Source organism: Halococcus salsus (genome assembly GCF_009900715.1).
GTDB classification, from domain to species: Archaea; Halobacteriota; Halobacteria; order Halobacteriales; family Halococcaceae; genus Halococcus; species Halococcus salsus.
The window spans coordinates 17783-40555 of the sequence record NZ_JAAAJC010000002.1; the positions used below are offsets into that span (position 1 = coordinate 17783).

The window sequence follows — 22773 nt, forward strand, 5'->3', positions numbered from 1 at the left end:
AAACCGACGAACGAGGCGGGGCGAACCGCTGCGGACGGACGTGGGCGAGCGCCGACCTACTCGACGGTGACGCTCTTGGCGAGGTTGCGGGGTTTGTCGATCGAGCGGCCGAGGTCGGCGGCGGTGTGGTAGGCGAACAGCTGGAGCTGGACGCTCGCGAGCACCGCGGCGGTCCGCGGGTGGGTTTCGGGGACGGAGAGCACGTGGTCGGCGTAGCGTTCGATGTCCGACTGGCCGTCGGTGACGGCGATCACGGGTGCGTCGCGCGCCTCGACCTCCTTGACGTTGCCCACGGTCTTCCTGGCGAACTCGCCGTCGCCGGTGGCGACCGCGATGACGGGGGTGTTGTCGGTGACGAGCGCGAGCGGGCCGTGTTTGAGTTCGCCCGCGGCGAATCCCTCGGCGTGGCGGTAGGTGATCTCCTTGAGCTTCAGCGCGCCTTCGAGCGCCACCGGGTGGTTCAGCCCCCGGCCGATGAAGAAGTAGGCGTCGGCGTCGAGGTACGCCGTCGCGACCTCGGCGGCGGTCGAGTCGTCGAGGATGGCCTGCACGGTGCTCGGGAGGTCCCGGAGCGAGCCGATGCTCTCGCGGTCGTGGTCGTCGGTGACGGCGAGCGCGAAGAGGTTGAGCGTCACGAGCTGGGAGGCGAACGTCTTCGAGGCCGCGACGCCGATCTCCGGGCCCGCCCGGATGTAGAGCACGTGGTCGCACTCGCGTGCGACGGTCGAGCCGACGACGTTGGTGAGCGCGAGGGTGCGCGCGCCGAGACGTTTGGCCGCCCGGAGCGCGCTCAGGGTGTCGGCGGTCTCGCCGCTCTGTGTGACACCGACCACGAGCGCGTCGTCGACCGGCGGCGGCGCGGTGACGTACTCGCTCGCGAGGAACGCCTGGGCCGGGATCCCGGCCTCCTGGAACAGCCGCGCGCCGTAGAGGGCGGCGTGGTAGGAGGTGCCACAGGCGACGAACTGGACGCTGGTCGGGTTGACGCCAGCGAGCTCCTCGAGCTCGACCTGTCCGCCGAGTTCGTCGACCCGGCCCTGGAGACACTGCCGGAGCGACCGGGGCTGTTCGTGGATCTCCTTCAGCATGAAGTGGTCGTAGCCGCTCTTCCCGGTGTCTTCGGGGTCCCAGTTCACCGTGTTGATGCTCTTCTCGACCGGCTCGCCGTCGAGGGTCGAGACCGCCCAGCCGTCCTCGTCGATCCGCGCGAGTTCGCCGTCCTCGAGGTAGATCACGCGGTCGGTGAACGCCCGGAAGGCCGGGACGTCGCTCCCGAGGTAGGTCGCGTCGTCGCCGACGCCGAGTACGAGGGGTGAGTCCTGGCGAGCGCAGTAGACCGCCTCGTGGTCGGCGAACACAGCCGCGATCGCGTAGCTCCCCTCGATCCGCCGGATCGCCGCCCGGAAGGCGTCCTCCTCCGTCGCCCCGTCGGCGAGCGCCGACTCGATGAGGTGGGGGACCACCTCGGTGTCGGTGTCGCTCTTGAACTCGTGGCCGGCGGCCTGGAGTTCGTCCTTGATACCCTGGTAGTTCTCGATGATGCCGTTGTGGAGCACCGCGACCTGCTCCTCGCAGTCGGCGTGCGGGTGGGCGTTGCGGTCGTTCGGCGGGCCGTGGGTGGACCACCGGGTGTGGCCGATCCCAACCGCCCCTTCGAGGCTGACACCGTCGAGCGCGGCTTCGAGGTTCTCGAGTTTGCCCGCACGCTTTTCTATCTCGACGGAGCCGTTGGCGAGCGCGACGCCCGCCGAGTCGTAGCCCCGGTACTCGAGCTTCGAGAGGCCGTGCATCAACACGTCGAGGGTCTCGTCGGGCCGTCCGACGCAGCCGATCACGCCACACATCAGCTCATCACCTCCGCGTCGGCGACGATCTCACCGCGCACCCGGACCCCCGTGTGGAGGTGTGCGCCGGGCCCCACGAGGGTTCCCGGTTCGAAGCCGACCATCCCACCCGCGGTGACGCGGTCGGCGACCACCGCACCGAGCTGGCGGTCCTCGAACACTCGCCTGCCGACGCGGACGTCCGCGGGCCCGCCGGGAACGATGCTCCCCGCACCCAGCGTGACGTCCTCGCCGACCACGCAGTCGAGCACCGTGCTCCCGGGTCCGATCCGGGTGTCCGAATCCAAGACCGTGCGCTCGACCGTGGCGTTCGCCTCGACCGTGACGTTCCGCCCGAGCGCGACGTTCGGCCCGACGACCGCACCCGGACCGACCTCGCAGTCCGACCCGACGACCACCGGGGCCTGGAGGGTGGCGTCGTCGTGGACCAGCGCCGTCTCGTCGACCCAGACGCCCTGTTCGCGAACGGGCTCGTCGACCCGGCCGCGCGCGAGGATCTCCCGGGTCACGGTGAGGAGGTCCCACGGGTAAGTGGCGTGGGGCGAGAGGCCGTCGACCCGGACCCCCCGGACGTCCTCGCCGTCGTCGATGAGGCGCGCGAGGGTGTCGGTGAGCTGGAGTTCGCCGTCGCGGCGCTCGGTCTCGCCGATGGCGTCGAAGATCGAGGTTCGGAAGGCGTAGACACCGGCGTTGATCAGGCGGTAGTCGTCGGAGTCGGGTTTCTCGACGAGCTTCTCGATCCGGCCTTCCGAGAGCGCGACCGCACCGTAGCGCCTGGCGTCGCGGTGTTCGAGCACGCCGAGCGTGGCGGCGGCGTCGGGGTAGGTCTCGAACTCCGCGACGACGTCCTGGACCAGCCCGGACTCGATGACGCGGTCGCCGTTCACCAGCAAGAACGGTTCGTCGACGGCCGATTCGGCACAGCGCAGGGCGTGACCGCTGCCGAGCTGTTTCTCCTGGGCGACGTACTCGATCGGGACGTCGCGGTAGGTCGGGCCGAAGTGTTCCTGCACCCGGTCGCGCTTGTAGCCGATCACGACCGCTATCTCCTCGACCCCGGCGTCGATCAGCGCGTCGAAGACGTACTCGAGGACGGGTCTGTTCGCCGCGGGTAGCATGGGCTTTGGACGGTTGTGCGTCAGCGGGCGCAGCCGGTTGCCCTCGCCGGCCGCGAGAACGACCGCGGTGCGAATACTCATCGATCCATCAATCCAGGCGGATCGGCTTCAACGTTCTGGGCACGTCCCGACCCGAACCCCATCCATCGTGGACGATCGTTTCGGAATCGGCGGTCGAGAACGCGCATCGACGTTTCGCCACCCGGGACGGCGATGGCCCGAAGGTGCGACCGGGTGCGGTCGGTTCGTACGGGCGATCCGTTGGGTTACACGGCGACGAACAGACCTAACCACGGGCCGTTCGTACCGCGGCGCGATGACCGACGACACCGTCCGCGTCTGGCTGGTCGAACGCACCTTCGCCGAGGACCTCCCGAACCTCATCGTGTTGACCTACGCGACCCCCGACGGCGAACGCGACTATCGCAAGGAACGCGCGCTCCAGATGCCCGGCGGCGGAGGGCGAGAGACCACCGCGGCGCTCGACGTCGATCCCGACAACCTCGGGGAGGTCTCGGACCCCGAGACGCGCGAGCGCTACGCCACGGAGGCGGCCCGGATGGCCGAGAAATACGACCCCGACGAAGTGGTCTGAGAGGGCACAGGCCGATTCAGTTCGTCAGTGGCATCCCGTAGCTCCGCTCGCGCTCCATCACCACGTCCCAGGTCGCCTCGCACTCACAGGAGACCTGATCGAAGACAGTAGGATCCTGTCGGAGGTCGAAGTCCTTGATAGCCGTCTGGACGTGGTCGTCGCACTCGCCGCAGTTGTGAGGGCCGCGATCCGAGCCGTGGCCCACCGGGTCGGAGATAACGATGGCGTCCGCGTCGGCGGTCTCGCGGAGGACTTCGGCGACCGACCAGAGCCACGGCGGGCGGTAGCCCCCGTCGTGATAGAGTTCCTCGACCATCGTGTGACGCTGGACGTTACAGGGGTTCATCGAGACGGTGTGGGCGTACTCGGCACAGCGCTCGACGGAGGAGACCATGTCCGCGACGGCCTCCGACTCGGTGAGGAATGGCGGTTTCATCAGGAGGTAGGCCTTGATGCCCACGCCCGCCTCGTCCGCGCGCTCGCTCGCCGCGACGAAGTCGGCGAAGTCGAAGTACTTGTTGACGCAGTCGTGACGAACTCGATCCGTGGCGGTTTCGAGCCCCACCGCGACGTCGACCGCGAGTCCCTTCTCGGTGAAGTCGGCGAGGCGCTCCGGCTGGACGAAGTCGGGCAGCGATTCGAGCACGATCCGCTCGCGGTCGGCGAAGGCCTCGGCGACCGCCTCCCGGGCCGCGGCGGGCACCTCGCGCTCGTCGAGGAAGCTCCCCGAGGTGTAGATCTTGATCAGCGGGCAGGGCTCGTCGGCGTTCTCGCGCTCGTGTTCGAGGCAGACCTCCAACTGGTCGACGAGCGCCTCGTGCGGGACGGTGCCGCCCTCGACGGACTCGGCGACGTAGCCGCACATCGTACAGCCACCGGCGCGTGCCCACCGACAGCCGCCCGTATTCAGGATGATCGTCAGCGACTGGCGCACGCCGTCGGGCGTGTTGTCCTCGTCGACCCAGACCCGCGTGGGTTCGTGGGGGTCGTAGGTCCGGTCGTTGCGCGCGCGGATCTCACGCATCGCGGCGTTGTGGGCGTCCATCCCGCGCCCGGACTCGTAGACCTCCGGCGATGGCTGGCTCATTGAGTGGGGAAGGAAGTCAGCGCGAAAAGCGGCTTCGGTCCGGGCGGTGGCTGGTCAGTGACGAACGGTTGTAGTATCATTGCGGTGGTGGATAAACTGGTGGCGTTTCTCCAGCACCCTCAGCGTGAACCCGATTGAGAGATCAACGGCTTCTAATCTGGTGTCTTCTTCAGTGGCGTGTAGGATCGGACATTAATCGACCAACGATACGCCTGTTTCCCGTTGGTCTTGATTCGAATTCATATCTAACCGCGAATTCCCTGCACAGTGGCTATCTCAGAAGTGTTGGCTTGGATGACTGACTGGTGTTCGTTCATAGAGAGGTTCGAGTCTCTGATCGAAGTTACACATGGAAGCAGATTCGAGTAGTATTCATTGCACATCGGTGAGTTGACTTGATGTGTGACGAGGGGGAAACGATTCTATCGGCATGAAATCCCGTGCAGTTGCCTCAGAACAGGGTCGCAAGCGAACAACCGGCTAGGGGGTAAGGAGAGGAACAAGGCATGGTCCGAGAGTATCCTAGTGTAGAGAGTCACGCTCTATTCGGCTGGTTAGAGTTCCGTGCTTTTAGAACCCCTGTCGAAAGGAAAGGGATGCTGACGGGAGTCAGCTCGGTAGATAAGAGGCATTGTCTTGCCCTATAGGCAGCCCAGTAGTTGCTGACACCCTGTCAGCAATCATGTGGCTACCAACAGAGGCATGTCATAGCATGATCGTTACCGAATCCGATATTATATTGTAAATCCGATTTCCTGCATCTCATCTCTGGTAAGTGTCCTTCTGGAGAGAACGGAGTAGACGGCCCTTGCAGAACGAACGGTTTTGCCTGTCGAGCCTGCAGTATCGTCGTGCGTCTCATCCGCCTGCTGGCCGACGAAGAACACCTTGAGGAAATCTTCGAGATTCTCAACGACAACGACATCGATTTCATCGTTACACCCGGTGACGAGGATTCTCCCGACTCGAAGGTCATCGAATTCCCGATCCCGACGGATGGACTCGGACTCATCCTCGAGAAGGTTCGCGAGGCAGGACTCGACGACAATTACATCATCGTTCTGAACGCCGAGAACGCGAACACACCCCACATCGAGGAGCTTCAGGACCGGTACGCCAACGACTACGATCCGCTCCGTCTCCCCGAATTACGCTCGAAAGCACGCGACCAAAGTCAGGACCCGCTGTCGTACGCGATGATGATATTTCTCAGCGCGATCATCGCTGCAGCCGGACTGCTCGTCGGTTCACCGGCGATCGTCGTCGGCTCGATGGTGATCGCTCCCCTCGTCGGCCCGGTTCTCACCGCGACGGTTGGAGCAGCTGCCGGCGATCGCCCGATGCTCGTCGACAGCGTTCGTATCCAGGCGCTCGGTCTCGTCGCTGGCATACTCGGTGCGATCGTGTTCGGATTCGTCGCCAAAACCATCGGGCTCGCCCCCTCCTCGCTCGATATCACGTCGCTTCAGCTCATATCGCTCCGTGCGGCCCCGACACCGTTTTCGATCATCGTTGGTGCCGCCGCCGGAGCGGCTGCAGCGTTCGGGCTCACAACGAAGGGTTCGAACTCGCTTGTCGGCGTCATGATCGCTGCCGCACTCATTCCTGCTGCAGCGACCGTCGGAATCGCGATAGCATGGAGCGAGTATTTGGTTGCGCTCGGGAGTGGGCTACTTCTGGTGAGCACGATGGCAGTCGTGAACCTCGCGATGTATCTCGTTCTGTGGGTGTTGTACCGGGACCAAGACCCGAGCAAGCTCTCGTTTGCGGACCGAGTTCCGACCCGGGCGGCAGTCGTCACGGTCGTTCTCATCGTTGGAGCGGTTGCCGTCACGGGCGTTGCAGTCTCCCAGCAGGCACTCTTTCAGCAGACGGTCACACAAAGCGTCGATACCGTCCTCGACGACCCGGCGTACTCGGGTGTTGACTCGGTGTCGGTCCAAACCGAATACGCCGGGATCGGGAGTCATCTCACCTCATCCTCAAAATCGACGACGGTCACCGTCAGCGCATCGAACGAGTCGTATCCAAGCCTCTCGGAGCGCCTTCGCGACCGCATCCAATCACAAGCGGGAGGGACACGAGTGACGGTTCGCTTCAATACCTTCCAACAGGCCAATCAAACAGCAACCACATAAATAGTCGCTCGCGAATTCGTCAGCTCCGAAAGTTCGAGTAGGGAGACTCTTTGCGGTGAATCGGCCTCGCACACACTACTGGAACCGACAAATGGGAAGTAGACTGGAGTTCTCCTCCAGCGCTCGTCGAAGAGGGTTATTGAGTAGTGTCTGCGTCCGAATCGTCACCTAGATCGTCGGACTTTTCCTCTGTTTGGGACTGCACATCGCCAACGTCTACGTCAGTTCCCAACTGGTCTTCGTCGATAGCGGATTCTAAGGTATCCCGGTTCGTGACTGCACTAAGACCGTCTTTTTCGACGGCTGATTTGACCGTCTCAGTATCAATAGCCCCATCGACGTTTTCCGTGCCGGTGCTGGATTTGAGACTCCGCTTGACGAGGGCATACCCGACTGCTGCGGCACTCCCCGTTGCGATGGCACCGGGGATTCCAGCGCGTTTGTACCCAAACTTCAGTGCTTTCTTCCCGAGGGTGAGTCCAATCACTGCATCGCCTTTCTCGCTGAACAAGGGAAAGGAGACTGCTTGCAATTCAATCACTCTTCCAGACTGAAACACCTCAGATTCGTTCGTTCGCGTTGGCAAGCACGACACCTATTGAACTACCTATCGATCGATTTCATGAGGTAACCATAGATGTTCTACCACGACGACGAACGCCAGTACGAGGTCGAGGTCATCGAGGCCATGCACAACGAGATCAACTGACGTTGAAAGTTCAAGAGATTTCCTGCATTCTGCAGTGCTTTCCCGTGAACAACGCAATCCAACGAACATGAGTACAATCTCTGGCCTTAAGGAAGGACTCGTGGGTGGGTTCTTCGCAACAGTCGTAATGACGATATTTCGGGAACCGACCGCTCGGTCACTGCCGCCGACAGCCGAATTGATCGCTCAGTACACTGGGGGTGACCCCGAGGAGTATCACGTATCCTCGCTCACCCTTCATGGGCTGTACGGAATCGTTGGCGGTGCCCTGTTTAGCCTCCTCTTCGGGGAGCATATTAACGAGACCAGTGAGCCGGAGACCGTCGGGTTAGTTGCTGGAGCCGTATACGGGACCGTTTCATCCCTCTTCGGTGAGCGGGTCGTCCTCCGGCACGTGCTCGGGATGGACCTCGAAACGGACGAGTCAGCGATCTTCCACACTGGACACCTCATCTACGGATTAGCGCTGGGAGCCTGGATCGGCTCACGCCACGAGTGAAAATTGAAAGATTGCGGAGCTGTCTTAGGCTTCGAGTTCGTCTTGGGCCTTCTCGGTGAGGTCGGTCTGCTCGATGTAGCTCGCCATCGTGAGGATCGTGGGTGCCCAGAGCCCCACGAATATCCCTTGCGTTCGCTTGCCCTGTATGTAGAACAGGTAGAGCGAGTAGAGTACGGAGAGTCCCGCTGCCACGACTGCTCCGGTCGATGCTTTCTCTTCTGATTCCATCTGTTGGTCTGCCATCGGCAAGGAAGGGAAGGCCTTGAAATGCATCATCAGTGGGCTTGCAGGTGCGAGATGGGTCTGAAGCGATAGTGACAGGCTTTGAGAGACAACTTGGCGGTGAGCCCTTACGGATATGTGTTTCCGGAGACCGTTATGTTCGCCGTTCCAACGGTCGTTCCGTCGACTGTATTTGTCGCAATGATCTGTGCGGTGCCCATTGGAAGTGGGAGTGTGACGCTCGTTTGCCCTGGGTCGAGCGATGTCGTATAGAACGAACTCCCGTTAGCTGTGACGACCGAGAGTTTCGTTACTCCTTCACTGGTCGTCGCTCCCGGTGCCAAGGTGATCGACGTCTGGAGTGAGGACGTCCCCCAGGAGTCAGCCGTCGAGATACTCTCGAAAACTGCTGGATCGTTCGTCGCCGAATCAAGCGTCGGTTGGGCCGTCACACACCCTCCACAGACAACTGCTATCGCGAGCAGGACAAGGACGCTCCTGCGTCGGTAATTCTTCGTCACTACCGCACGATTTCGACTACGCGGATTTCATTCCTCCGACTGAGGGTTGCGGATTCAGTGGATAGAACGTGTGAAGCGGGGGATATTGCCGATACGGATGTGAAGGCCCAAACCCCTCTCTTCCTGAAGGTAGTTTGCATGGATAACGACCAGTCGTCGAGATACGAATACTACACTCTCCGTCCTCCGCGGGAGGCCACCAAAAAGGAGGCTGCCGATCCTGTCGACGAACTCAACGACCTCGGGGCCGACGGATGGGAACTCATTACAACCGTCGAGTACAGCGGTGGCGGCACGAAATTTCTCGTGCTCCGACGGCCCTACACTGGAGAGTCTTCCCAGCGATGAGTGACGCTGCGGATACTCTTGATCCAGAAGAGGACGACCCGAATATTGAACAGGGGAGTATTGAGAACATCAGTACCGCGAACACGATGCGCGAGCGCTCGGGCGAGACTCGTCTCAAGGTTTGGTTCTTCCTTGAGGGCCATCGACTACTCGTCACCGGCCTGCTGGCGTTGTTGATATTCGGCGTGTTCGTCCTTGGGGGCACGTACTTCTATCAGTATCTCCTCACCGACGCCCAGACCGCCGATACCATCGAAACACTGTTCTCGACGATGATCTCGGCTATCATCACCGGTGTCACGCTGGTGTTGACCATCTCTCAGATCGTTATTTCTCAGGAGAACGGTCCGCTCGGCGACCAGCGCGAACGCATGAGCAACACGATGGACTTTCGAGACTACACCGAGGAGTTGACCGGTGCACCCACGCCTGCCGATCCCTCGGCGTTCCTCCGTGCATTGGTGCTCGAAGCCAAAGACCGCGCCCACACTCTCAGTGAGAGCGTCTCCGGTAACGACAACGATACCCTCACTGGGGAGGTCGACGAGTTCACGAACAGCCTCATCGAAAACGCGGATACCGTCTCGGGCAAACTCGACGAACAATCGTTCGGGACGTTCACCGTGGTCTCGGCCGCGCTAGACTTCAACTACTCCTGGAAGGTCTTCCAAACCGAACGTATTGCCGACCAACACCAAGACGAACTCTCAGAGGAGTCGTTCGCGGCGCTCGACGACCTCAAAACCCTCCTCTCGATGTTCGGACCGGCGCGCGAGCACATCAAGACCCTCTACTTCGAGTGGGAGCTGATCAGTCTCTCACAGAACATCCTCTATGTATCGGTACCGGCACTGCTCGTCGCGGGCTTCATGACGACGTTCCTCGGTGGAAGCTCGCTCTCAGGGGTCTTCCTCGGAGTCTCAGTGCTCATCTGGGTGACTTCAGTGGCGTTCACAGTGACGACCCTGCCGTTCTTATTGACGATTTCGTACATCGCGCGAGTAGCGACGATCGCAAAACGTACTCTCGCCATCGGACCGTTCATCCTCCGCGATTCCCAGCGCTGAAGACTGGGATATTCGAGGGCTAACTCTCGCCGTCTTCCTCGTTCGGCGATTCCGCACCCGCTAAGTTTCGCTCTACGATCGCACTGGTGGATTCGGTCATATCCTCTCATTAATGAGTGTGCTTGCAATAGCTGGTGTATGGCGACTATCGCGGAGTTCACGATCCCAGCCCACGAGTTCGCACTCTCAGAGACCCTCGAACGTCGCCCTGATATTACTATCAACATTGACCGCGTCGTCGCTCACAACACGAGTCAAGTCGTTCCATTTGTTCGGGTTACCAATGGCGAAGTCGAAGGGCTGACCGAGATACTCGAAGCCGATGCAAGCGTCATGGAGATCGAACTCTTCGGTGAAACCGACGACGAACGATTCTATCGGCTAGTGTGGAACGAAACTGCCGAAATCGTCGGCTACATGATCAACGAGCATGATGCTACTGTCCAAGAGGCCACCGCCACTGATGGCGTATGGCACCTCCGTGTACTCTTTCCCGACAGAGAAGACCTCTCCGCTATAGGTGAATACGCCACTGAGAACGGCATTACTCTCGATGTGAAGAGGATCTACGGCACCGATGAGTTTGAAGCGGCTCGCTACAACCTCACCGAATCGCAGCATGAAACCCTTTCCAAGGCTATCAAAGAGGGATATTACGAGATCCCACGCGGGATAAATACTCAGGAACTCGCCAATGAACTCGACATTTCTCATCAAGCACTCTCCGAACGATTCCGACGAGCAACGAAGAATCTCGCGCTGAGTGCGTTGGCCATTGAGGATGACGACGACCGAAACACAGAGACATAGGCTCAGATCTGCCGAAACGAGTGTGAAAAGTAAGTGCAGCCCCCTGTCAGTGGACTAGCATTACCTAGAGAAGACGACGAATTTCACCATCTACGGAAACACCGCGACACTTCGGCACGCATGAGAAACACGCGCGGTTCGAGAGGAACGGCAACCGCTCCACCATGCTCGCTGCGTCGTCGCGCGGTTCTCACCAGCTGGCTCCGACGCAGAACGCCGTCACCACCGCGACAGCCCCGCTAAGGAGTCCCGGCCCAGAGGGCCGACCAAAGCCCGACCGCGTACCCACCTCCGCGCCCGCCCACCTCCACGGCCCTGCTCGCGACCACAGGGCGCTATGCGGGCTTTCGCGGGCAGAAGGGTGTCGAAAGTGTCGGGAATCCTATATCACTCATCGGTCGATCCTCCGAAAGCGGCGCGGGGGACTGAGTTTAGGTCGCCTGCGTCCCATCGGAATCCCGACGTGCGTCGACGGTGAGAGCGATCGCAGCGGCGATGAGGAACACCGTCGGGAACATGAAGTACCAGCCGATGCTCCACAGACCGAGGATCGAGACGACCGCGCCGACACCGGCGGCCATCGAGGTGACGTACCGATGTCCCGTCCAGGCGGCGACGCCACCCACGGTGACGAGCACGAGGAGAACCACCGCCCAGAAGAAGAACACGCCGGCGTTGCCGCCACCGCCTCCGAGGAGGTAGTCGATACCCGCCTCACAGCCGCGGGCAACCGTGGTCTCGGTAGAATCGAGGCCGCCTGCGCTGGTCGCCGTCCCGCCGGCCGACACGCTCGTCCAGCAGGAGACCGGCCCGAACGCACCCATCAGCCGCAGAAATCCGGCCGCCCCGGAGAGACCGGCCAGTCCAGCGACGACCCGAACGGTTCGTGAGAGCGTGAGGTCTGGTGTATTCATCCCGTCACGTACGCTACGTAACTATTTAGCGATGTAGGAGGCAGGGAGTGACCCGGATACGAACCCGCTTTCGAGGAGTTTGGGCGATACGACACGGAACCCTCAATCCACTCAAGGCAGTAGAGCGGTTGGATGGAAAAGACCGAGACGGAGACGGAGACCATCGCTCCGCCGGCGAACACGATGCGCGAGCGGGTCGGTTACAGTCGGGCGAAGATGTGGTTTCTCGTCGAAGGCAATCGCTGGTTGGTGAGCGGGGTGTTGCTGTTGGTCACCTTCGCCATCGTCGTCCTCGCCGGCGTGTTCGTCTCCGGGTCGGTCGCCGACGCGTTCGACAACAGCACGATCGCGTCGCTGTTTCAGTCGATCTTCCTGGCGATCGTAACGAGCGTCGCGCTGACCCTGGCGATCGGACAGCTGATCCTCTCACAGGAGATGGGTCACTTGGGCGAGCAGCGCGAGAAGATGCTGTCCGAAGTCTCGTTTCGGGGCGACGTCGAGCAATCGGCGGGGGTCGGGGTGAGCCCGGCGACGCCGGCCGGGTTCCTCCGGACGCTGATCAGGGCCGTCGAGGAGAAGGCGACACGCGTCAAGGAGTCCGTGGCGGACGACGCCGACGACGAGGCGACGGCCCAGGTCGCCGAGTTCGCCGAGGTCGTCACCGACCACAGCCAGCAGATCGACGCGGACCTGGAGACCGCCGAGTTCGGTTCGTTCGACGTCGTCTCGGCGATCCTCGATTACAACTACTCCTGGAAGGTCCGGACGGGCCGCCGACTCCAGGACAAACACACTGGGGCGATCGCCGAACGGACCGAGGAGCGGCTCGACGCACTCGTCCGGAACCTCCAGCTGTTCGGACCGGCACGTCAGTACTTCAAACTCATCTACTACCAACACGAACTGATCGACGTCTCCCGCGTGCTGCTCTATACGGTGATGCCGGCTCTGGGCGTCTCGGCGTACATGAGCTTCGCGTTCGACGTGAACCGGTTCAGCGGCAGCGTCGTCGGTATCGACACCGCGTTTCTGGTGATCAGTTTCGTGGCGATGATCGGCCTGTTCCCGTTCGCCGTCCTCGTCGCGTTCATCTTTCGGCTGATCACCGTCTCACAGCGAACGTTGACGATCGGGCCGTTCATCCTCCGCGAGTCCTCGGACTCCGGACAGATCAAGGAAGTCTAACCCGGTTCGGGGCACATCGAGCGCTATCGCGCGACCAGCACCACGCCGACCACGGCGAACGCGATGCCGACGACCCTCGTCAGCGTGACCGCCTCCCCGAGCACGCCCATACTGATGACGGCCGCGACGATGAAGTACATGGCACCGAGCGTCGAGACGACCGTCGTCGAGCCGTGCGCGAACCCCATGTACATCGAGATGAGGCCGATCCCGGTGAACACACCAGCGACACCAGCGAGGACTCCACCCCGCATCGTGACGGCGAGCGATGCGTCCGAGACGAGCACGAAGCCGAGCGCGAGGAGCCCCGCCGTCAGATACGAGATGGCGGCCGCAGTTCTGGGGTCGATCGATTCCGACGCGGCGTTGCCGACGACGATCCAGACGCCCCACGTCACCATCGTGACCAACCCGAAGCCAACGGCCGAGTTCAGTTCTGCGAACTCCATTAGGGCAACCATCGTCTCGCACCCCTAAGCCACTTCGTCACTCCGCCGCAGTTCAGGCACCCACTAACGCGGAGATCATCGTTCGGTCCACGGTCGCCGTCGTAACACGTGGTCGAATCCGGTGGCGAGCGCCACACCGACGACCGCGCCGAGGACGTCCGCACCCCAGTCGAGCAAGGAGGGGTCGCGCCCGACGAAGCCCTGGACGACCTCGATCCCACCGCCGTAGAGCGAGGTGACGACGACCGCGAGCGCTGCCGCCGCGACCCAGCGCCGGTCCGGCGCGAGCGCGAACGCCAGCGCCCCGCCGAGACAGAAGTAGGCAAAGGCGTGGGTGTACTTGTCCGCACCGACGAGCCCGAACGGGCCGAGCGTGGTCTCGCCCCCGGGAAGCGGGACGACCGACCCCACGAAGACGACGACGGCGAAGGCGACCACGGGGAGCCAGCGATATCGTCGATCCATGGGAAATTCGTGCTGGGACGGACCGAGGAAGTTTCGGATCCCGTTCGATTCGGTGTCGCTCACTCGACCGCCGCGAGCGTCTCCCGGACCGCATCGAGATACGATTCGTAGGAGTAGCCGAGCCGGGAAATCCAGATCTCCTGGTAGGAAGGGTGGAGGATCGGCACGAGGGTCGTGTGCAGACCGGGGAGCGGAACGGGGTCGAGGACCGAGTCCACGAACCCATCGAGTTCCAGGTTCTCGGTAGCGAGCAAGCTCGTCGTGGCGTGTTTTCCGGTGGCGACCACCGCTCGGGGTTCGATCTCCCGAACCTCCTGTTCGAGATACGGCCGACAGTTCTCGTGTTCCTCGTCCGTCGGTTCGCGGTTCGACCCCTCGCCGTCCGACGGAAAGCACTTCACCGCGTTGGTGTAGTAGCACGCGTCCCGATAGCCGAGGTCCGCCATCATCTCTCGAATTTTGCGCCCGGAGTGGCGTGCAGTGTAGGCTAGTCCGGTGAAGTTGCCGCCCTTCCACAGGTCGGCTTCGGGCGTGCCCGCGCCGGGTGCCTCGCCGACAACCACGATGTCGGCGTCGAGCGGGCCGTTGCCCCACGAGATGCACTCGCGGGCCTCGACCAGCGCGGGACATCGCCGGCAGTCGGCGGCGAGCGGGTGCTTCGCGTCGGGTTCGGGATACTCGGCCACCCCGGTCCTACTGGATCCGGCGGTTTGAGTCTGGCTACAGCAGCCGGACCTGCACAACCAATCAGTCTTTAGGCCCCGACCGGATAGTCGCGCCATGAGCAGGTTCGAGGACGTCGCGGAGCGGTACGACCCCGACGCGGTCGAGGAGCGGGTGTTCGACTACTGGGACGCGGTCGACGCCTACGAGCAGACCAAGGAGCACCGTGCCGACGCCGAGCCCTTCTTCTTCGTCGACGGCCCGCCGTACACCTCCGGGGCGGCCCACATGGGCACGACCTGGAACAAGACCCTGAAGGACGCCTACATCCGCTGGCATCGAATGCGCGGCTACGACGTCACCGACCGGCCGGGCTACGACATGCACGGGCTCCCCATCGAGACCCGCGTCGAGGAGAACCTCGGCTTCGAGAACAAGAAGGACATCGAGGAGTTCGGGATGGAGCCGTTCATCGAGGCGTGCAAGGAGTACGCCGACGAGCAGCTGGACGGTCTCCAGAGCGATTTCAAGTCCTTCGGCGTCTGGATGGACTGGGAGAACCCCTACCGGACCGTGAATCCCGAGTACATGGAGGCGGCGTGGTGGGCCTTCGGCGAGGCCGCCGACCGGGGACTCGTCGAGCAGGGCAAGCGCTCGATCACCCAGTGTCCGCGGTGTGAGACCGCCATCGCGAAGAACGAGGTCGAGTACCACGAGGTCGAGGACCCCTCGATCTACGTGAAATTCCCGCTCACGGACCGCGAGGGCAGCCTCGTGATCTGGACCACGACCCCGTGGACGGTCCCCGCGAACACCTTCGTCGCGGTCGACGAGGACGTCGAGTATCTGGAGGTGCAGGCCGAACGCGACGGGGAGAGCGAGGTGCTCTACCTCGCCGACGGTGTAGTCGAGGACGTGCTGAAGAAGGGCGGGTACGACGACTACGAGGTGCTCGACGAGTTGGCCGGCGAGGAGCTGCTCGGCTGGGAATACGAGCGCCCGCTGGCGGACGTCCTCCCCGAGCGCGACGAGACCGAGGGTGCGTTCGAGGTCTATCACGCCGACTACGTCGAGGTCGACAGAACTGGATTGGTTCACTCCGCGCCCGGCCACGGTCAGGAGGACTTCGAGCGCGGTTCGGAGCTCGGCCTGCCCGTGTTCTGTCCCGTCGGCGACGACGGGGTCTACCTCGACGGAGCCGGGAAGTACGCGGGCGAGTTCGTTCGCGACGCGAACCAGGAGATCATCGCGGACCTCGACGAGCGGGGCGCGCTGCTCGCCGAGGAGACCTACACTCACGACTACGGCCAGTGCTGGCGGTGCGATACGGACATCGTCTTCCTCGCCACCGACCAGTGGTTCGTGACGGTGACGGACGTCAAAGCGGAGATGCTCGCGAACATCGAGGACTCCGAGTGGTACCCCCCGGAGGCCCGCGACGGCCGCTTCCGGGACTTCGTGGAGGGCTCGCCCGACTGGAACGCCTCACGCCAGCGCTACTGGGGCATCCCGATCCCGATCTGGACCCCGGAGGACTGGGCCGGCGGGATGGACGAGGTGGTCGTGATCGCCACCCGCGAGGAGCTCGCCGAGCGGGTCGATCAGTCTATCGACCCCGAGACGGTCGACCTCCACCGCCCGACCGTCGACGACCTCACCATCACCGAGGACGGGAAGACGTACACCCGCGTTCCGGACGTCTTCGACGTCTGGCTCGACTCGGCGGTGGCCTCGTGGGGCACGCTCGACTATCCCGAAGAGGAGGAAAAGTTCGAGGAGCTCTGGCCGGCCGACCTCATCATGGAGGCCCACGACCAGACCCGCGGCTGGTTCTGGTCACAGCTCGCGATGGGGACGACGGCGCTCGGGGAGGTCCCCTACGAGCGGGTGCTGATGCACGGCTACGCCAACATGCCCGACGGCCGCGGGATGTCGAAGTCGAAGAACATCACCGTCGAACCCGGCGAGGTCATCGCGGAGTACGGGGTCGACCCGATGCGGCTGTTCCTGCTCTCGGTGACCCCGCAGGGTGACGACATGCGCTTCTCGTGGGAGGAGACCGAGACGATGCAGCGCACCCTCAACATCCTCTGGAACGTCTTCCGGTTCCCGCTGCCGTACATGCGCCTCGACGGCTTCGATCCCAGCGAAACGAGCCTCGACGACGTCTCCCTCGAACTGGAGGACGAGTGGGTGCTCTCGCGGCTCCAGACCGTGGAAGCCGAGATGACCGAGGGATGGGAGGAGTTCCGCCAGGACCGCGCGCTCAACGCGCTACTCGACTTCGTGGTCGAGGACGTCTCGCGGTTCTACGTCCAGAGCGTACGTGAGCGGATGTGGGAGGAGGCCGACAGCGACTCGAAGCGGGCGGCCTACGCCACCTTCTACGAGGTGCTCTCGGAGGTCGTGGCGTTGCTCGCACCCTACGCGCCGTTCGTGGCCGAGTCGATGTACGGCACCCTCACCGGCGACGACGGCTTCGACACCGTCCACATGCGCGACTGGCCCGAACCCGACGCGAACTACCGGGACCCCGACCTCGAACGCGAGGTGGCGGTCGCCCGCGGAGTCGAGGAGGCCGGCTCGGCGGCGCGCCAGCAGGCCGAACGCAAGCTCCGCTGGCCCGTCACCCGCGTCGTCGTCGACACCGAGAGCGAGGCGGTCGCTGACGCGGTGCGCTCGCGCTCGGCGATGGTCGAGGACCGGCTCAACGCCCGCCGCGTCGAGGTCGTCGGCCCCGACGAACAGTGGGGCGAGCTCCGCTACAGCGCCGAAGCCGACATGTCGGTGCTCGGCCCCGCGTTCGGCGAGCAGGCCGGCGAGGTGATGACCGCCCTCAACGAAGCCCGGATCGAGGAACCCACCCTCTCGGCGCTCGAAGACGCGGTGGCCGACGCGCTCGGTGAGTCGGTCGAGGTCACCGACGAGATGGTCGAGTTCGTGGTCGAACTCCCCGACGACGTGGCGGGGAGTTCGTTCGATGCGGAGGGCGGCGGCACCGTCTACGTCGACACCACGCTCACCGAGGATATCGAGAGCGAGGGCTACGCCCGCGACGTCGTCCGGCGTGTCCAGGAGATGCGCAAGGAGCTCGACCTCGACCTCGAAGCGCGGATCCGACTCGACCTCGATATCGCCGACGACCGGGTCGCCGACCTCGTCCGCGAGCACGAGGAGCTCATCAAGACGGAGGTTCGCGCCGAGGAGCTCGGCGCGGTGGCGGACGGCCACCGACGCGAGTGGGACGTCGAGGAGACGACCGTCGAGATCGCCATCGAGCCGCTCGTGGAAGCCCAGGCGTAGACTTCGTCACGGGACCTCGATCGGTTCGTCGGATTTTCGAGCGTTCGGAGAAGCGACGAGAGGGTTCTCAGGCCGCCTCGGCCGTCCAGTGGTCGTAGGCCCGTGCGGCCGCGATGAAGAGGAAGACGACCCCGACCATGTCGACGAGCGTGCTGACCAGCGGCGCGAGGAAGGAGACGGGACCGAGCACGCCGACGAGCAGCGTGCCCACGACCTGCAACACGACGCTCACGAGGACGAGCACGACCACCAGCCCCGCGACCGCGAGCGGCGCGTCCGCGAGCACGCCGAAGCTCCGCCGGAACGCCCGCACGACGTTGTCGTCCTCCACCGCGACGAACGCGAACGCGAACAGCGACGCCGCCGCGACGACCACGACGACGACGAAACCGACCGCGATCCCGACGATTCCGAAGAGGCCCGCGAGCACGAGCCTGACGACGAGGGCGGCGAGCCCGACGACGAACACCCCGAGGAAGTTGAGGAGGCCGAACCCGAGGTTGTGGGTGAGGTGGTGGCGTTCGACGATCCCCCACTGGTCGGCGAAGACCCGGACGAGGAGGAGCGAGAGATACAACAGGACCACGAGCAGGACGAGGCTCGCGACCAGTGGGAGCGGGCTGGCGGTGAGCAGCGGGGGCGAGGCCCCCCCGCCCGCCGCGATGAGTCCGAGGTCGGCCCCGCCGCTCGGAACCAGCGCGACCGCCGTCTCGACGACCACGAGCGCCAGAAGGACGAGCAGCGCGGGGCCGGTCGCCAGCCGTCGGAGCGACTCGCGGAGCACCGTGCCGACGCTAAATGCCATGTCGAATCGAATTCGAGCCGGAATACTGTGTTTTGCGGTTTCGAAACCGGTGGCGTGGACCGGTTCCGGGGACGTGGCCGGTCAGTTGGTTTCGAGCGGCGGGAGCATCCCCTCGATGCGCTCGATGTCGACGTCGAGCCAGTCGGGCACCTTGAGCTGGTCGCCGTACTCCGCGGGGTCCTGGTCGATCTCGAAGCCGGGCCCCATCGTCGCGTACTCGAAGACCGAGCCGCCCGGTTCGGTGATATAGCGCGAGTGGAAGTAGTCGCGGTCCTTGCGCGACGTGGTGATGTAGCCGTTCTCGCGAAGCAGGTCGCTCACCGCGTCCTGTTCCCAAGTGTTCTCCACCTGGAAGGCGACGTGGAGGTAGGTCCCGATCCCCATCACGCCGTCGGGCGCGTTCGGGCGGATCAGCACGTCGACTTTGTCGGCACACGGCGCGTCCCCCGGCGCTCGATATCGGATGCGGTCGCCACGCTGTGGGTGGGTAGCCTCGCCGATCCGATCCCAGCCCATCACTTCGAGGACGTCCATCGTGCCGGCGGGGTCGGCCGAGTGGATGGTCGTGTTGAACATCCCGCGGATGGCGTGCTCGGCGGGCACGTCGTTGCCCTCGGTCCAGGGTTCGATATCGGACTCGCCGGTCACGAGTTCGAAGGGTAAGCCGTCGGGGTCGGTGAACTCGATGGCGGTCTCGCCGAAGCGTTCGTCCATCGTGTAGGTGACCTCGTGGTCCTCGAAGCGGCCCTGCCAGTACTCGACCGACCCCTCCGGGATGGTCAGCCCGACCGACCGGAGCTTCCCCTTCCCGACCACGCCCTGCTCCATCGGCATGTTGGTCATCGGGAAGTAGGTCACGATCGAACCGGGGGTGCCCACCTCGTCGCCGTAGTAGAGGTGGTAGATCTTCTCCGGGACGTCGAATCTGACCGTGCGCTTGACGAAGCGGAGGCCCAGCACGTTCGTGAAGAAGTCGTAGTTCTCCTGGGGGTCGTCACAGAACGCGGTGACGTGGTGGATTCCGTCTATGTTCGGCATGGTGTGGTCCGGCACCACATACGACGGGGCCCTAAATGTAATTGTTGTTTACAGAAGACTTTGCAGGGCGGTCAGTCGCCGGTCGATGCGGGTAGCGGGACCACCGGCTCACATCCCACGAACGAACTCGCGAAGCTCCTCGTTGAATCGTTCAGGAGCCTCCCGGAACGGCGTGTGGCCGACGGCCGGATAGAGCGAGGTTCGCGCGTCCGAGGCGAGCGCTGCGGTGACTTCGACCGCCCTCGGTTCGACGATCCGGTCCTCCGCGCCGTGGGTGAACAGCAGGGGAACGTCGAGTTCGGCGACCGTCTCCCGGTGTGAGAGGGTTCGTGAGCGCATCCCGTCGCGGACGAACGGCGGGACGACGACGTTGTAGCCGAGGACGAAGTAGCGCTCGACCGGATCGAGGTCGCCCACGACGGAGCGCTCGACGAACCGTTCGAGCGTCCGCACGCTCTCCTCGGCGTCCTCTGAGGTGATGGCGGGGAACAGTTCGAGATAGGCCGAACCGAGCAGTTCGGTCGCGGCGTCGGTGCCCATCCCGGAGACGACGCCGACGAAGTTCACCCCTCGAATATCGTCGGTTCCGTACGCGCGGAGGTAGTCGAGGGCGACCAGACAACCGTACGACCACGCCACGATGACCACCTCGTCGAGGGTCTCGACGACGGCCTGTACGTCCGCCGCCCAGAGCGACGAGTCGGTGTAGGCGCGCTTCTCACGAGGGGTCTCCGAGCGGCCGTGACCCCGGTTGTCCACCCGCACGAGGCGGAACTCGTCGGCGAGGGGCGACTCGAACTGCTTCGTCCACGACAGCCGGCTCTGGGAGTAGCCGTGGAGGAACAGGACAGTCGGTCCGTCCGCGGGTCCCGTCTCCTCGACGTAGAGCTCCACGCCATCGCCGCCGCGAACCGTCCGTGATCGCATGACGGTCGAGAGACGGTACCGAGTCATTTGATTCTTCGTGCCGTCGTCGACCCGAGAGACCGAGCGAGCGCGCTGCTGTGGACTGAAGGTATAAACTCCCGCCGAGCCAGTCTCGACCATGGCACCGCCGTATCCGACTCAGCGCCCGACGGACGCGACACACCTCCCGGCGGACGAGTTCGACCTCCCGACGGAACTCCTCAACCTCCCGTGGATCGACAGCCACACCCACGCCCAGACCCTCTCGTGGGCGGACCGCGAGCGCTACTCGCTGGCCGGCTGTCGCGCGATGGTGATGGTCGCGTCGGGCTATCACTGGACGCCGTACAAACCCGTGACCGCCGCGGACGTCCGATACCTCTGGGACGACGCGATCAACCGTCGGCGGGCGATCGAACGTAACCACTTCTTCGAGGCCGGGCTCGCGCTCGGGGCGCACACGGGCGTCCGGATCGAGAACCCGGCCGACCTCGTCGGCTCGATGGCCGACTACTGCGGGCTCGACGAGGTCGTCGCCGTCGGTGAGACGGGGATCACCCCGGCCCAACACGTCGAGTCGTGGGATCTCGACGCCCAGTTCGAGCTCGTGCAGGCCCAGATGGAGCTCGCGGACGAACACGACCTGCCGGTGATCCTCCACACCCCGAACGCGACCGGCGAGGGACCGGACTACCGACCGGGTGTCGGGCTACCGGGGTTCGAGCTGAACACCGAACTCGCCGAGGAGCCGGTGCTCACCGGCGAAAACCCCGCGCTCGAAGCCGTCGAGATCGACGTCGACGCCGCGCGGGAGGCGGGGCTCGCGGAGGAGCGGATCGTCGCCTCCCACGCCGACCCCAACAACGTCGACTACCTGCTCGGCGAGACGGACTGCTATGCGAGCTTCACCGTCGGCTACGAGTGGCTGACGGGCGTCTCGGCCGCCGACGTCGCCGCGGCCATCGAGGCGTACGGCCCCGATCGGGTGCTCGTCGAGACGGACTGTGCGAACGTGCTCGACACGGACGTCTTCTCGGTCAAACGGACGATCCTCGAACTCTACCGCCTCGGGATCGATATCGACGACATCCGACAGGTCGTCTTCGAGAACCCCCGGAGCGTCTACGGCCTCGCGGATTGAGCCCGCTCGGGAGCTGCCACGAGCCTCAGTCGTAGTCGTAGAACCCGCGACCGGTCTTCTTTCCCAGGTCGCCCGCCTCGACCTTGCGTTTCAGGAGGTAGGCGGGCGTGTAGCGGTCGCCGAGTTCGTCGTGGAGCGTTTGCGTCGCGTCGAGGCAGATGTCGAGCCCGATGTGGTCGGCCAACTCGAGGGGCCCCATCGGGACGTTGGTCCCGAGCTTCATCCCGCAGTCGATGTCGGCCTTCGTGGCGACACCCTCGTCGAAGGCTCTGATCCCCTCATTGATCCACGGCATCAGGATCCGGTTCGAGACGAAGCCCGGTTTGTCGTCGGACTCCCAGGTTTCTTTACCCAAGTCCTCGGCGAACGCGTGAGCGAGGTCGACCACTGCCGCGTCGGTGTGCTCGCCGACGACCAACTCGACGCCCTTCATCACGGGCACGGGGTTCATGAAGTGGAGCCCCACGACGAGGTCGGGCCGCTCGGTCGCGCTCGCGATGGATGTCACTGAAAGGGTACTCGTGTTGGTCGCGAGCACCACGTCCTCGGGCACGACCTCGTCGAGGTCCGCGAAGATGTCCTGTTTCACGGTCATATTCTCGACGGCGGCCTCGACCACGAGGTCGCAGTCGGCGAGCGCGTCGAGATCGGTGGTGCCCGTGACCCGCTCGCGGGCACTCTCGGCTTCCTCGTCGGTGAGTTTCTCGCTGCCGACCAATCTGTCGAGACTGCTCTCGATGGCGTCGAGGCCCCGGTCGACGAACTCGGTTTCGATGTCACGCATCACCACGTCGTAGCCGGCCATCGCCGCGACCTGGGCGATGCCGTTGCCCATCGTGCCCGCACCGACGACGCCCACGGTCGAGATCGAATCGAGCTCTCGCATGGGTCGGGTCGGGACGGTGCGGTCGTAAGCCTGCTGATGCGGCGGCGGAGGGGGCGGTGG

Annotated in this window: 23 protein-coding genes; 9 read left to right on the top strand and 14 right to left on the bottom strand. The window is 64.0% G+C overall.

Features of this window, described 5'->3' with window-relative positions:
* Positions 1-56: 56 nt before the first annotated feature.
* Both glmS and GT355_RS07225 read right to left on the bottom strand, forming a co-directional pair.
* Complete coding sequence (gene glmS, locus GT355_RS07220; protein ID WP_160134042.1) at positions 57-1844, bottom strand: glutamine--fructose-6-phosphate transaminase (isomerizing); 1788 nt, start codon at positions 1842-1844, stop codon at positions 57-59.
* Complete coding sequence (locus GT355_RS07225; protein WP_160134043.1) at positions 1844-3043, bottom strand: sugar phosphate nucleotidyltransferase; 1200 nt, start codon at positions 3041-3043, stop codon at positions 1844-1846. Before GT355_RS07225 ends, glmS begins: the two co-directional genes overlap by 1 nt.
* 235 nt (positions 3044-3278) lie before the next feature.
* Here GT355_RS07225 and GT355_RS07230 point away from each other — a divergent pair, with 235 nt between their 5' ends.
* Positions 3279-3557 carry a DUF7967 family protein gene (locus tag GT355_RS07230; protein ID WP_160134044.1) on the top strand — a complete coding sequence of 93 codons (279 nt, stop codon included), beginning with the start codon at positions 3279-3281 and terminating at the stop codon, positions 3555-3557.
* 16 nt (positions 3558-3573) lie between these two features.
* Here GT355_RS07230 and GT355_RS07235 read toward each other — a convergent pair whose 3' ends face one another.
* Together GT355_RS07235 and GT355_RS18225 are read right to left on the bottom strand one after the other, a co-directional pair.
* The gene (locus GT355_RS07235; protein ID WP_160134045.1) at positions 3574-4644 is read right to left on the bottom strand and encodes an archaeosine biosynthesis radical SAM protein RaSEA; all 1071 of its coding nucleotides are present in this window, start codon (positions 4642-4644) and stop codon (positions 3574-3576) included.
* Between the two features lie 734 nt (positions 4645-5378).
* Entirely contained in the window at positions 5379-5735 is a 357-nt protein-coding gene (locus GT355_RS18225; RefSeq protein WP_240145752.1) for a hypothetical protein, read from the bottom strand.
* A 108-nt stretch (positions 5736-5843) separates the two neighbouring features.
* On the opposite strand from GT355_RS18225, the gene GT355_RS07240 reads away from it, so the two are divergent.
* Positions 5844-6782, top strand: a complete 939-nt coding sequence (locus tag GT355_RS07240) for a DUF389 domain-containing protein (protein ID WP_240145753.1) — start codon at positions 5844-5846, stop codon at positions 6780-6782.
* Between the two features lie 136 nt (positions 6783-6918).
* Here GT355_RS07240 and GT355_RS07245 read toward each other — a convergent pair whose 3' ends face one another.
* Positions 6919-7269, bottom strand: a complete 351-nt coding sequence (locus GT355_RS07245) for a hypothetical protein (protein ID WP_160134407.1) — start codon at positions 7267-7269, stop codon at positions 6919-6921.
* A 289-nt stretch (positions 7270-7558) separates the two neighbouring features.
* Between GT355_RS07245 and GT355_RS07250 the strand changes: the two genes are divergently transcribed.
* Complete coding sequence (locus GT355_RS07250) at positions 7559-7990, top strand: hypothetical protein (RefSeq protein ID WP_160134047.1); 432 nt, start codon at positions 7559-7561, stop codon at positions 7988-7990.
* 24 nt (positions 7991-8014) lie between these two features.
* Here the strand turns inward: GT355_RS07250 and GT355_RS07255 are convergent, their stop codons facing one another.
* On the bottom strand, positions 8015-8233 hold the full coding sequence (locus GT355_RS07255; protein ID WP_205250435.1) for a hypothetical protein: 219 nt from the start codon (positions 8231-8233) through the stop codon (positions 8015-8017).
* Between the two features lie 638 nt (positions 8234-8871).
* Here GT355_RS07255 and GT355_RS07260 point away from each other — a divergent pair.
* The 3 genes from GT355_RS07260 (at position 8872) to GT355_RS07270 (ending at position 10958) form a co-directional block, all read left to right on the top strand.
* Positions 8872-9081, top strand: a complete 210-nt coding sequence (locus GT355_RS07260; protein ID WP_160134049.1) for a hypothetical protein — start codon at positions 8872-8874, stop codon at positions 9079-9081.
* A complete protein-coding gene (locus GT355_RS07265) occupies positions 9078-10148 on the top strand; it encodes a DUF7972 family membrane protein (protein ID WP_160134050.1) in 1071 nt (356 codons plus the stop codon). The genes GT355_RS07260 and GT355_RS07265 overlap by 4 nt, the downstream gene beginning before the upstream one ends.
* A 138-nt stretch (positions 10149-10286) precedes the next feature.
* Positions 10287-10958: a helix-turn-helix domain-containing protein gene (locus GT355_RS07270; RefSeq protein WP_160134051.1), complete on the top strand. Its 672-nt coding sequence runs from the start codon at positions 10287-10289 to the stop codon at positions 10956-10958.
* Positions 10959-11389: 431 nt separating this feature from the next.
* Here GT355_RS07270 and GT355_RS07275 read toward each other — a convergent pair whose 3' ends face one another.
* Positions 11390-11872: a hypothetical protein gene (locus GT355_RS07275; RefSeq protein WP_160134052.1), complete on the bottom strand. Its 483-nt coding sequence runs from the start codon at positions 11870-11872 to the stop codon at positions 11390-11392.
* 132 nt (positions 11873-12004) lie between these two features.
* Between GT355_RS07275 and GT355_RS07280 the strand changes: the two genes are divergently transcribed.
* On the top strand, positions 12005-13057 hold the full coding sequence (locus GT355_RS07280; RefSeq protein ID WP_160134053.1) for a DUF7972 family membrane protein: 1053 nt from the start codon (positions 12005-12007) through the stop codon (positions 13055-13057).
* A gap of 23 nt (positions 13058-13080) precedes the next feature.
* Here the strand turns inward: GT355_RS07280 and GT355_RS07285 are convergent, their stop codons facing one another.
* The 3 genes from GT355_RS07285 to GT355_RS07295 all read right to left on the bottom strand — a co-directional run bounded on the left by GT355_RS07285 (position 13081) and on the right by GT355_RS07295 (position 14657).
* On the bottom strand, positions 13081-13506 hold the full coding sequence (locus GT355_RS07285; protein ID WP_160134054.1) for an EamA family transporter: 426 nt from the start codon (positions 13504-13506) through the stop codon (positions 13081-13083).
* 75 nt (positions 13507-13581) lie between these two features.
* Positions 13582-13971 carry a VanZ family protein gene (locus GT355_RS07290; RefSeq protein WP_160134055.1) on the bottom strand — a complete coding sequence of 130 codons (390 nt, stop codon included), beginning with the start codon at positions 13969-13971 and terminating at the stop codon, positions 13582-13584.
* A gap of 59 nt (positions 13972-14030) precedes the next feature.
* Positions 14031-14657, bottom strand: a complete 627-nt coding sequence (locus GT355_RS07295) for a uracil-DNA glycosylase (RefSeq protein ID WP_160134056.1) — start codon at positions 14655-14657, stop codon at positions 14031-14033.
* A gap of 94 nt (positions 14658-14751) precedes the next feature.
* Between GT355_RS07295 and ileS the strand changes: the two genes are divergently transcribed.
* Positions 14752-17937: an isoleucine--tRNA ligase gene (gene ileS, locus GT355_RS07300; RefSeq protein WP_160134057.1), complete on the top strand. Its 3186-nt coding sequence runs from the start codon at positions 14752-14754 to the stop codon at positions 17935-17937.
* 67 nt (positions 17938-18004) lie between these two features.
* Here the strand turns inward: ileS and GT355_RS07305 are convergent, their stop codons facing one another.
* The 3 genes from GT355_RS07305 to GT355_RS07315 form a co-directional block, all read right to left on the bottom strand.
* Positions 18005-18742: a hypothetical protein gene (locus GT355_RS07305; protein ID WP_160134058.1), complete on the bottom strand. Its 738-nt coding sequence runs from the start codon at positions 18740-18742 to the stop codon at positions 18005-18007.
* 81 nt (positions 18743-18823) lie between these two features.
* Entirely contained in the window at positions 18824-19780 is a 957-nt protein-coding gene (locus tag GT355_RS07310; protein ID WP_192927987.1) for a VOC family protein, read from the bottom strand.
* Between the two features lie 108 nt (positions 19781-19888).
* Positions 19889-20707, bottom strand: a complete 819-nt coding sequence (locus GT355_RS07315; protein WP_240145755.1) for an alpha/beta fold hydrolase — start codon at positions 20705-20707, stop codon at positions 19889-19891.
* Positions 20708-20825: 118 nt separating this feature from the next.
* Here GT355_RS07315 and GT355_RS07320 point away from each other — a divergent pair, with 118 nt between their 5' ends.
* Positions 20826-21827 carry a TatD family hydrolase gene (locus tag GT355_RS07320; protein ID WP_160134061.1) on the top strand — a complete coding sequence of 334 codons (1002 nt, stop codon included), beginning with the start codon at positions 20826-20828 and terminating at the stop codon, positions 21825-21827.
* 25 nt (positions 21828-21852) lie between these two features.
* Here GT355_RS07320 and GT355_RS07325 read toward each other — a convergent pair whose 3' ends face one another.
* Positions 21853-22713 (bottom strand): 3-hydroxyacyl-CoA dehydrogenase family protein, encoded by an 861-nt coding sequence (locus GT355_RS07325; protein ID WP_160134062.1) that lies wholly within the window; start codon positions 22711-22713, stop codon positions 21853-21855.
* Between the last annotated feature and the right edge of the window lie 60 nt (positions 22714-22773).

What these genes read in the sequence shown, in the direction of transcription:
- GT355_RS07260 (WP_160134049.1), top strand. Translation starts at nt 8,872, where the DNA reads ATGGATAACGACCAGTCGTCGAGATACGAATACTACACTCTCCGTCCT.
- GT355_RS07305 (WP_160134058.1), bottom strand. Translation starts at nt 18,742, where the DNA reads ATGGCATTTAGCGTCGGCACGGTGCTCCGCGAGTCGCTCCGACGGCTG.
- ileS (WP_160134057.1), top strand. Translation starts at nt 14,752, where the DNA reads ATGAGCAGGTTCGAGGACGTCGCGGAGCGGTACGACCCCGACGCGGTC.
- GT355_RS07250 (WP_160134047.1), top strand. Translation starts at nt 7,559, where the DNA reads ATGAGTACAATCTCTGGCCTTAAGGAAGGACTCGTGGGTGGGTTCTTC.
- GT355_RS07225 (WP_160134043.1), bottom strand. Translation starts at nt 3,043, where the DNA reads ATGAGTATTCGCACCGCGGTCGTTCTCGCGGCCGGCGAGGGCAACCGG.
- GT355_RS07240 (WP_240145753.1), top strand. Translation starts at nt 5,844, where the DNA reads ATGATATTTCTCAGCGCGATCATCGCTGCAGCCGGACTGCTCGTCGGT.
- GT355_RS07320 (WP_160134061.1), top strand. Translation starts at nt 20,826, where the DNA reads ATGGCACCGCCGTATCCGACTCAGCGCCCGACGGACGCGACACACCTC.
- GT355_RS07285 (WP_160134054.1), bottom strand. Translation starts at nt 13,506, where the DNA reads ATGGAGTTCGCAGAACTGAACTCGGCCGTTGGCTTCGGGTTGGTCACG.
- glmS (WP_160134042.1), bottom strand. Translation starts at nt 1,844, where the DNA reads ATGTGTGGCGTGATCGGCTGCGTCGGACGGCCCGACGAGACCCTCGAC.
- GT355_RS07325 (WP_160134062.1), bottom strand. Translation starts at nt 22,713, where the DNA reads ATGCGAGAGCTCGATTCGATCTCGACCGTGGGCGTCGTCGGTGCGGGC.
- GT355_RS07235 (WP_160134045.1), bottom strand. Translation starts at nt 4,644, where the DNA reads ATGAGCCAGCCATCGCCGGAGGTCTACGAGTCCGGGCGCGGGATGGAC.
- GT355_RS07265 (WP_160134050.1), top strand. Translation starts at nt 9,078, where the DNA reads ATGAGTGACGCTGCGGATACTCTTGATCCAGAAGAGGACGACCCGAAT.
- GT355_RS07230 (WP_160134044.1), top strand. Translation starts at nt 3,279, where the DNA reads ATGACCGACGACACCGTCCGCGTCTGGCTGGTCGAACGCACCTTCGCC.
- GT355_RS07280 (WP_160134053.1), top strand. Translation starts at nt 12,005, where the DNA reads ATGGAAAAGACCGAGACGGAGACGGAGACCATCGCTCCGCCGGCGAAC.
- GT355_RS07255 (WP_205250435.1), bottom strand. Translation starts at nt 8,233, where the DNA reads ATGGCAGACCAACAGATGGAATCAGAAGAGAAAGCATCGACCGGAGCA.
- GT355_RS07290 (WP_160134055.1), bottom strand. Translation starts at nt 13,971, where the DNA reads ATGGATCGACGATATCGCTGGCTCCCCGTGGTCGCCTTCGCCGTCGTC.
- GT355_RS07270 (WP_160134051.1), top strand. Translation starts at nt 10,287, where the DNA reads ATGGCGACTATCGCGGAGTTCACGATCCCAGCCCACGAGTTCGCACTC.
- GT355_RS07315 (WP_240145755.1), bottom strand. Translation starts at nt 20,707, where the DNA reads ATGCGATCACGGACGGTTCGCGGCGGCGATGGCGTGGAGCTCTACGTC.
- GT355_RS07310 (WP_192927987.1), bottom strand. Translation starts at nt 19,780, where the DNA reads ATGCCGAACATAGACGGAATCCACCACGTCACCGCGTTCTGTGACGAC.
- GT355_RS07275 (WP_160134052.1), bottom strand. Translation starts at nt 11,872, where the DNA reads ATGAATACACCAGACCTCACGCTCTCACGAACCGTTCGGGTCGTCGCT.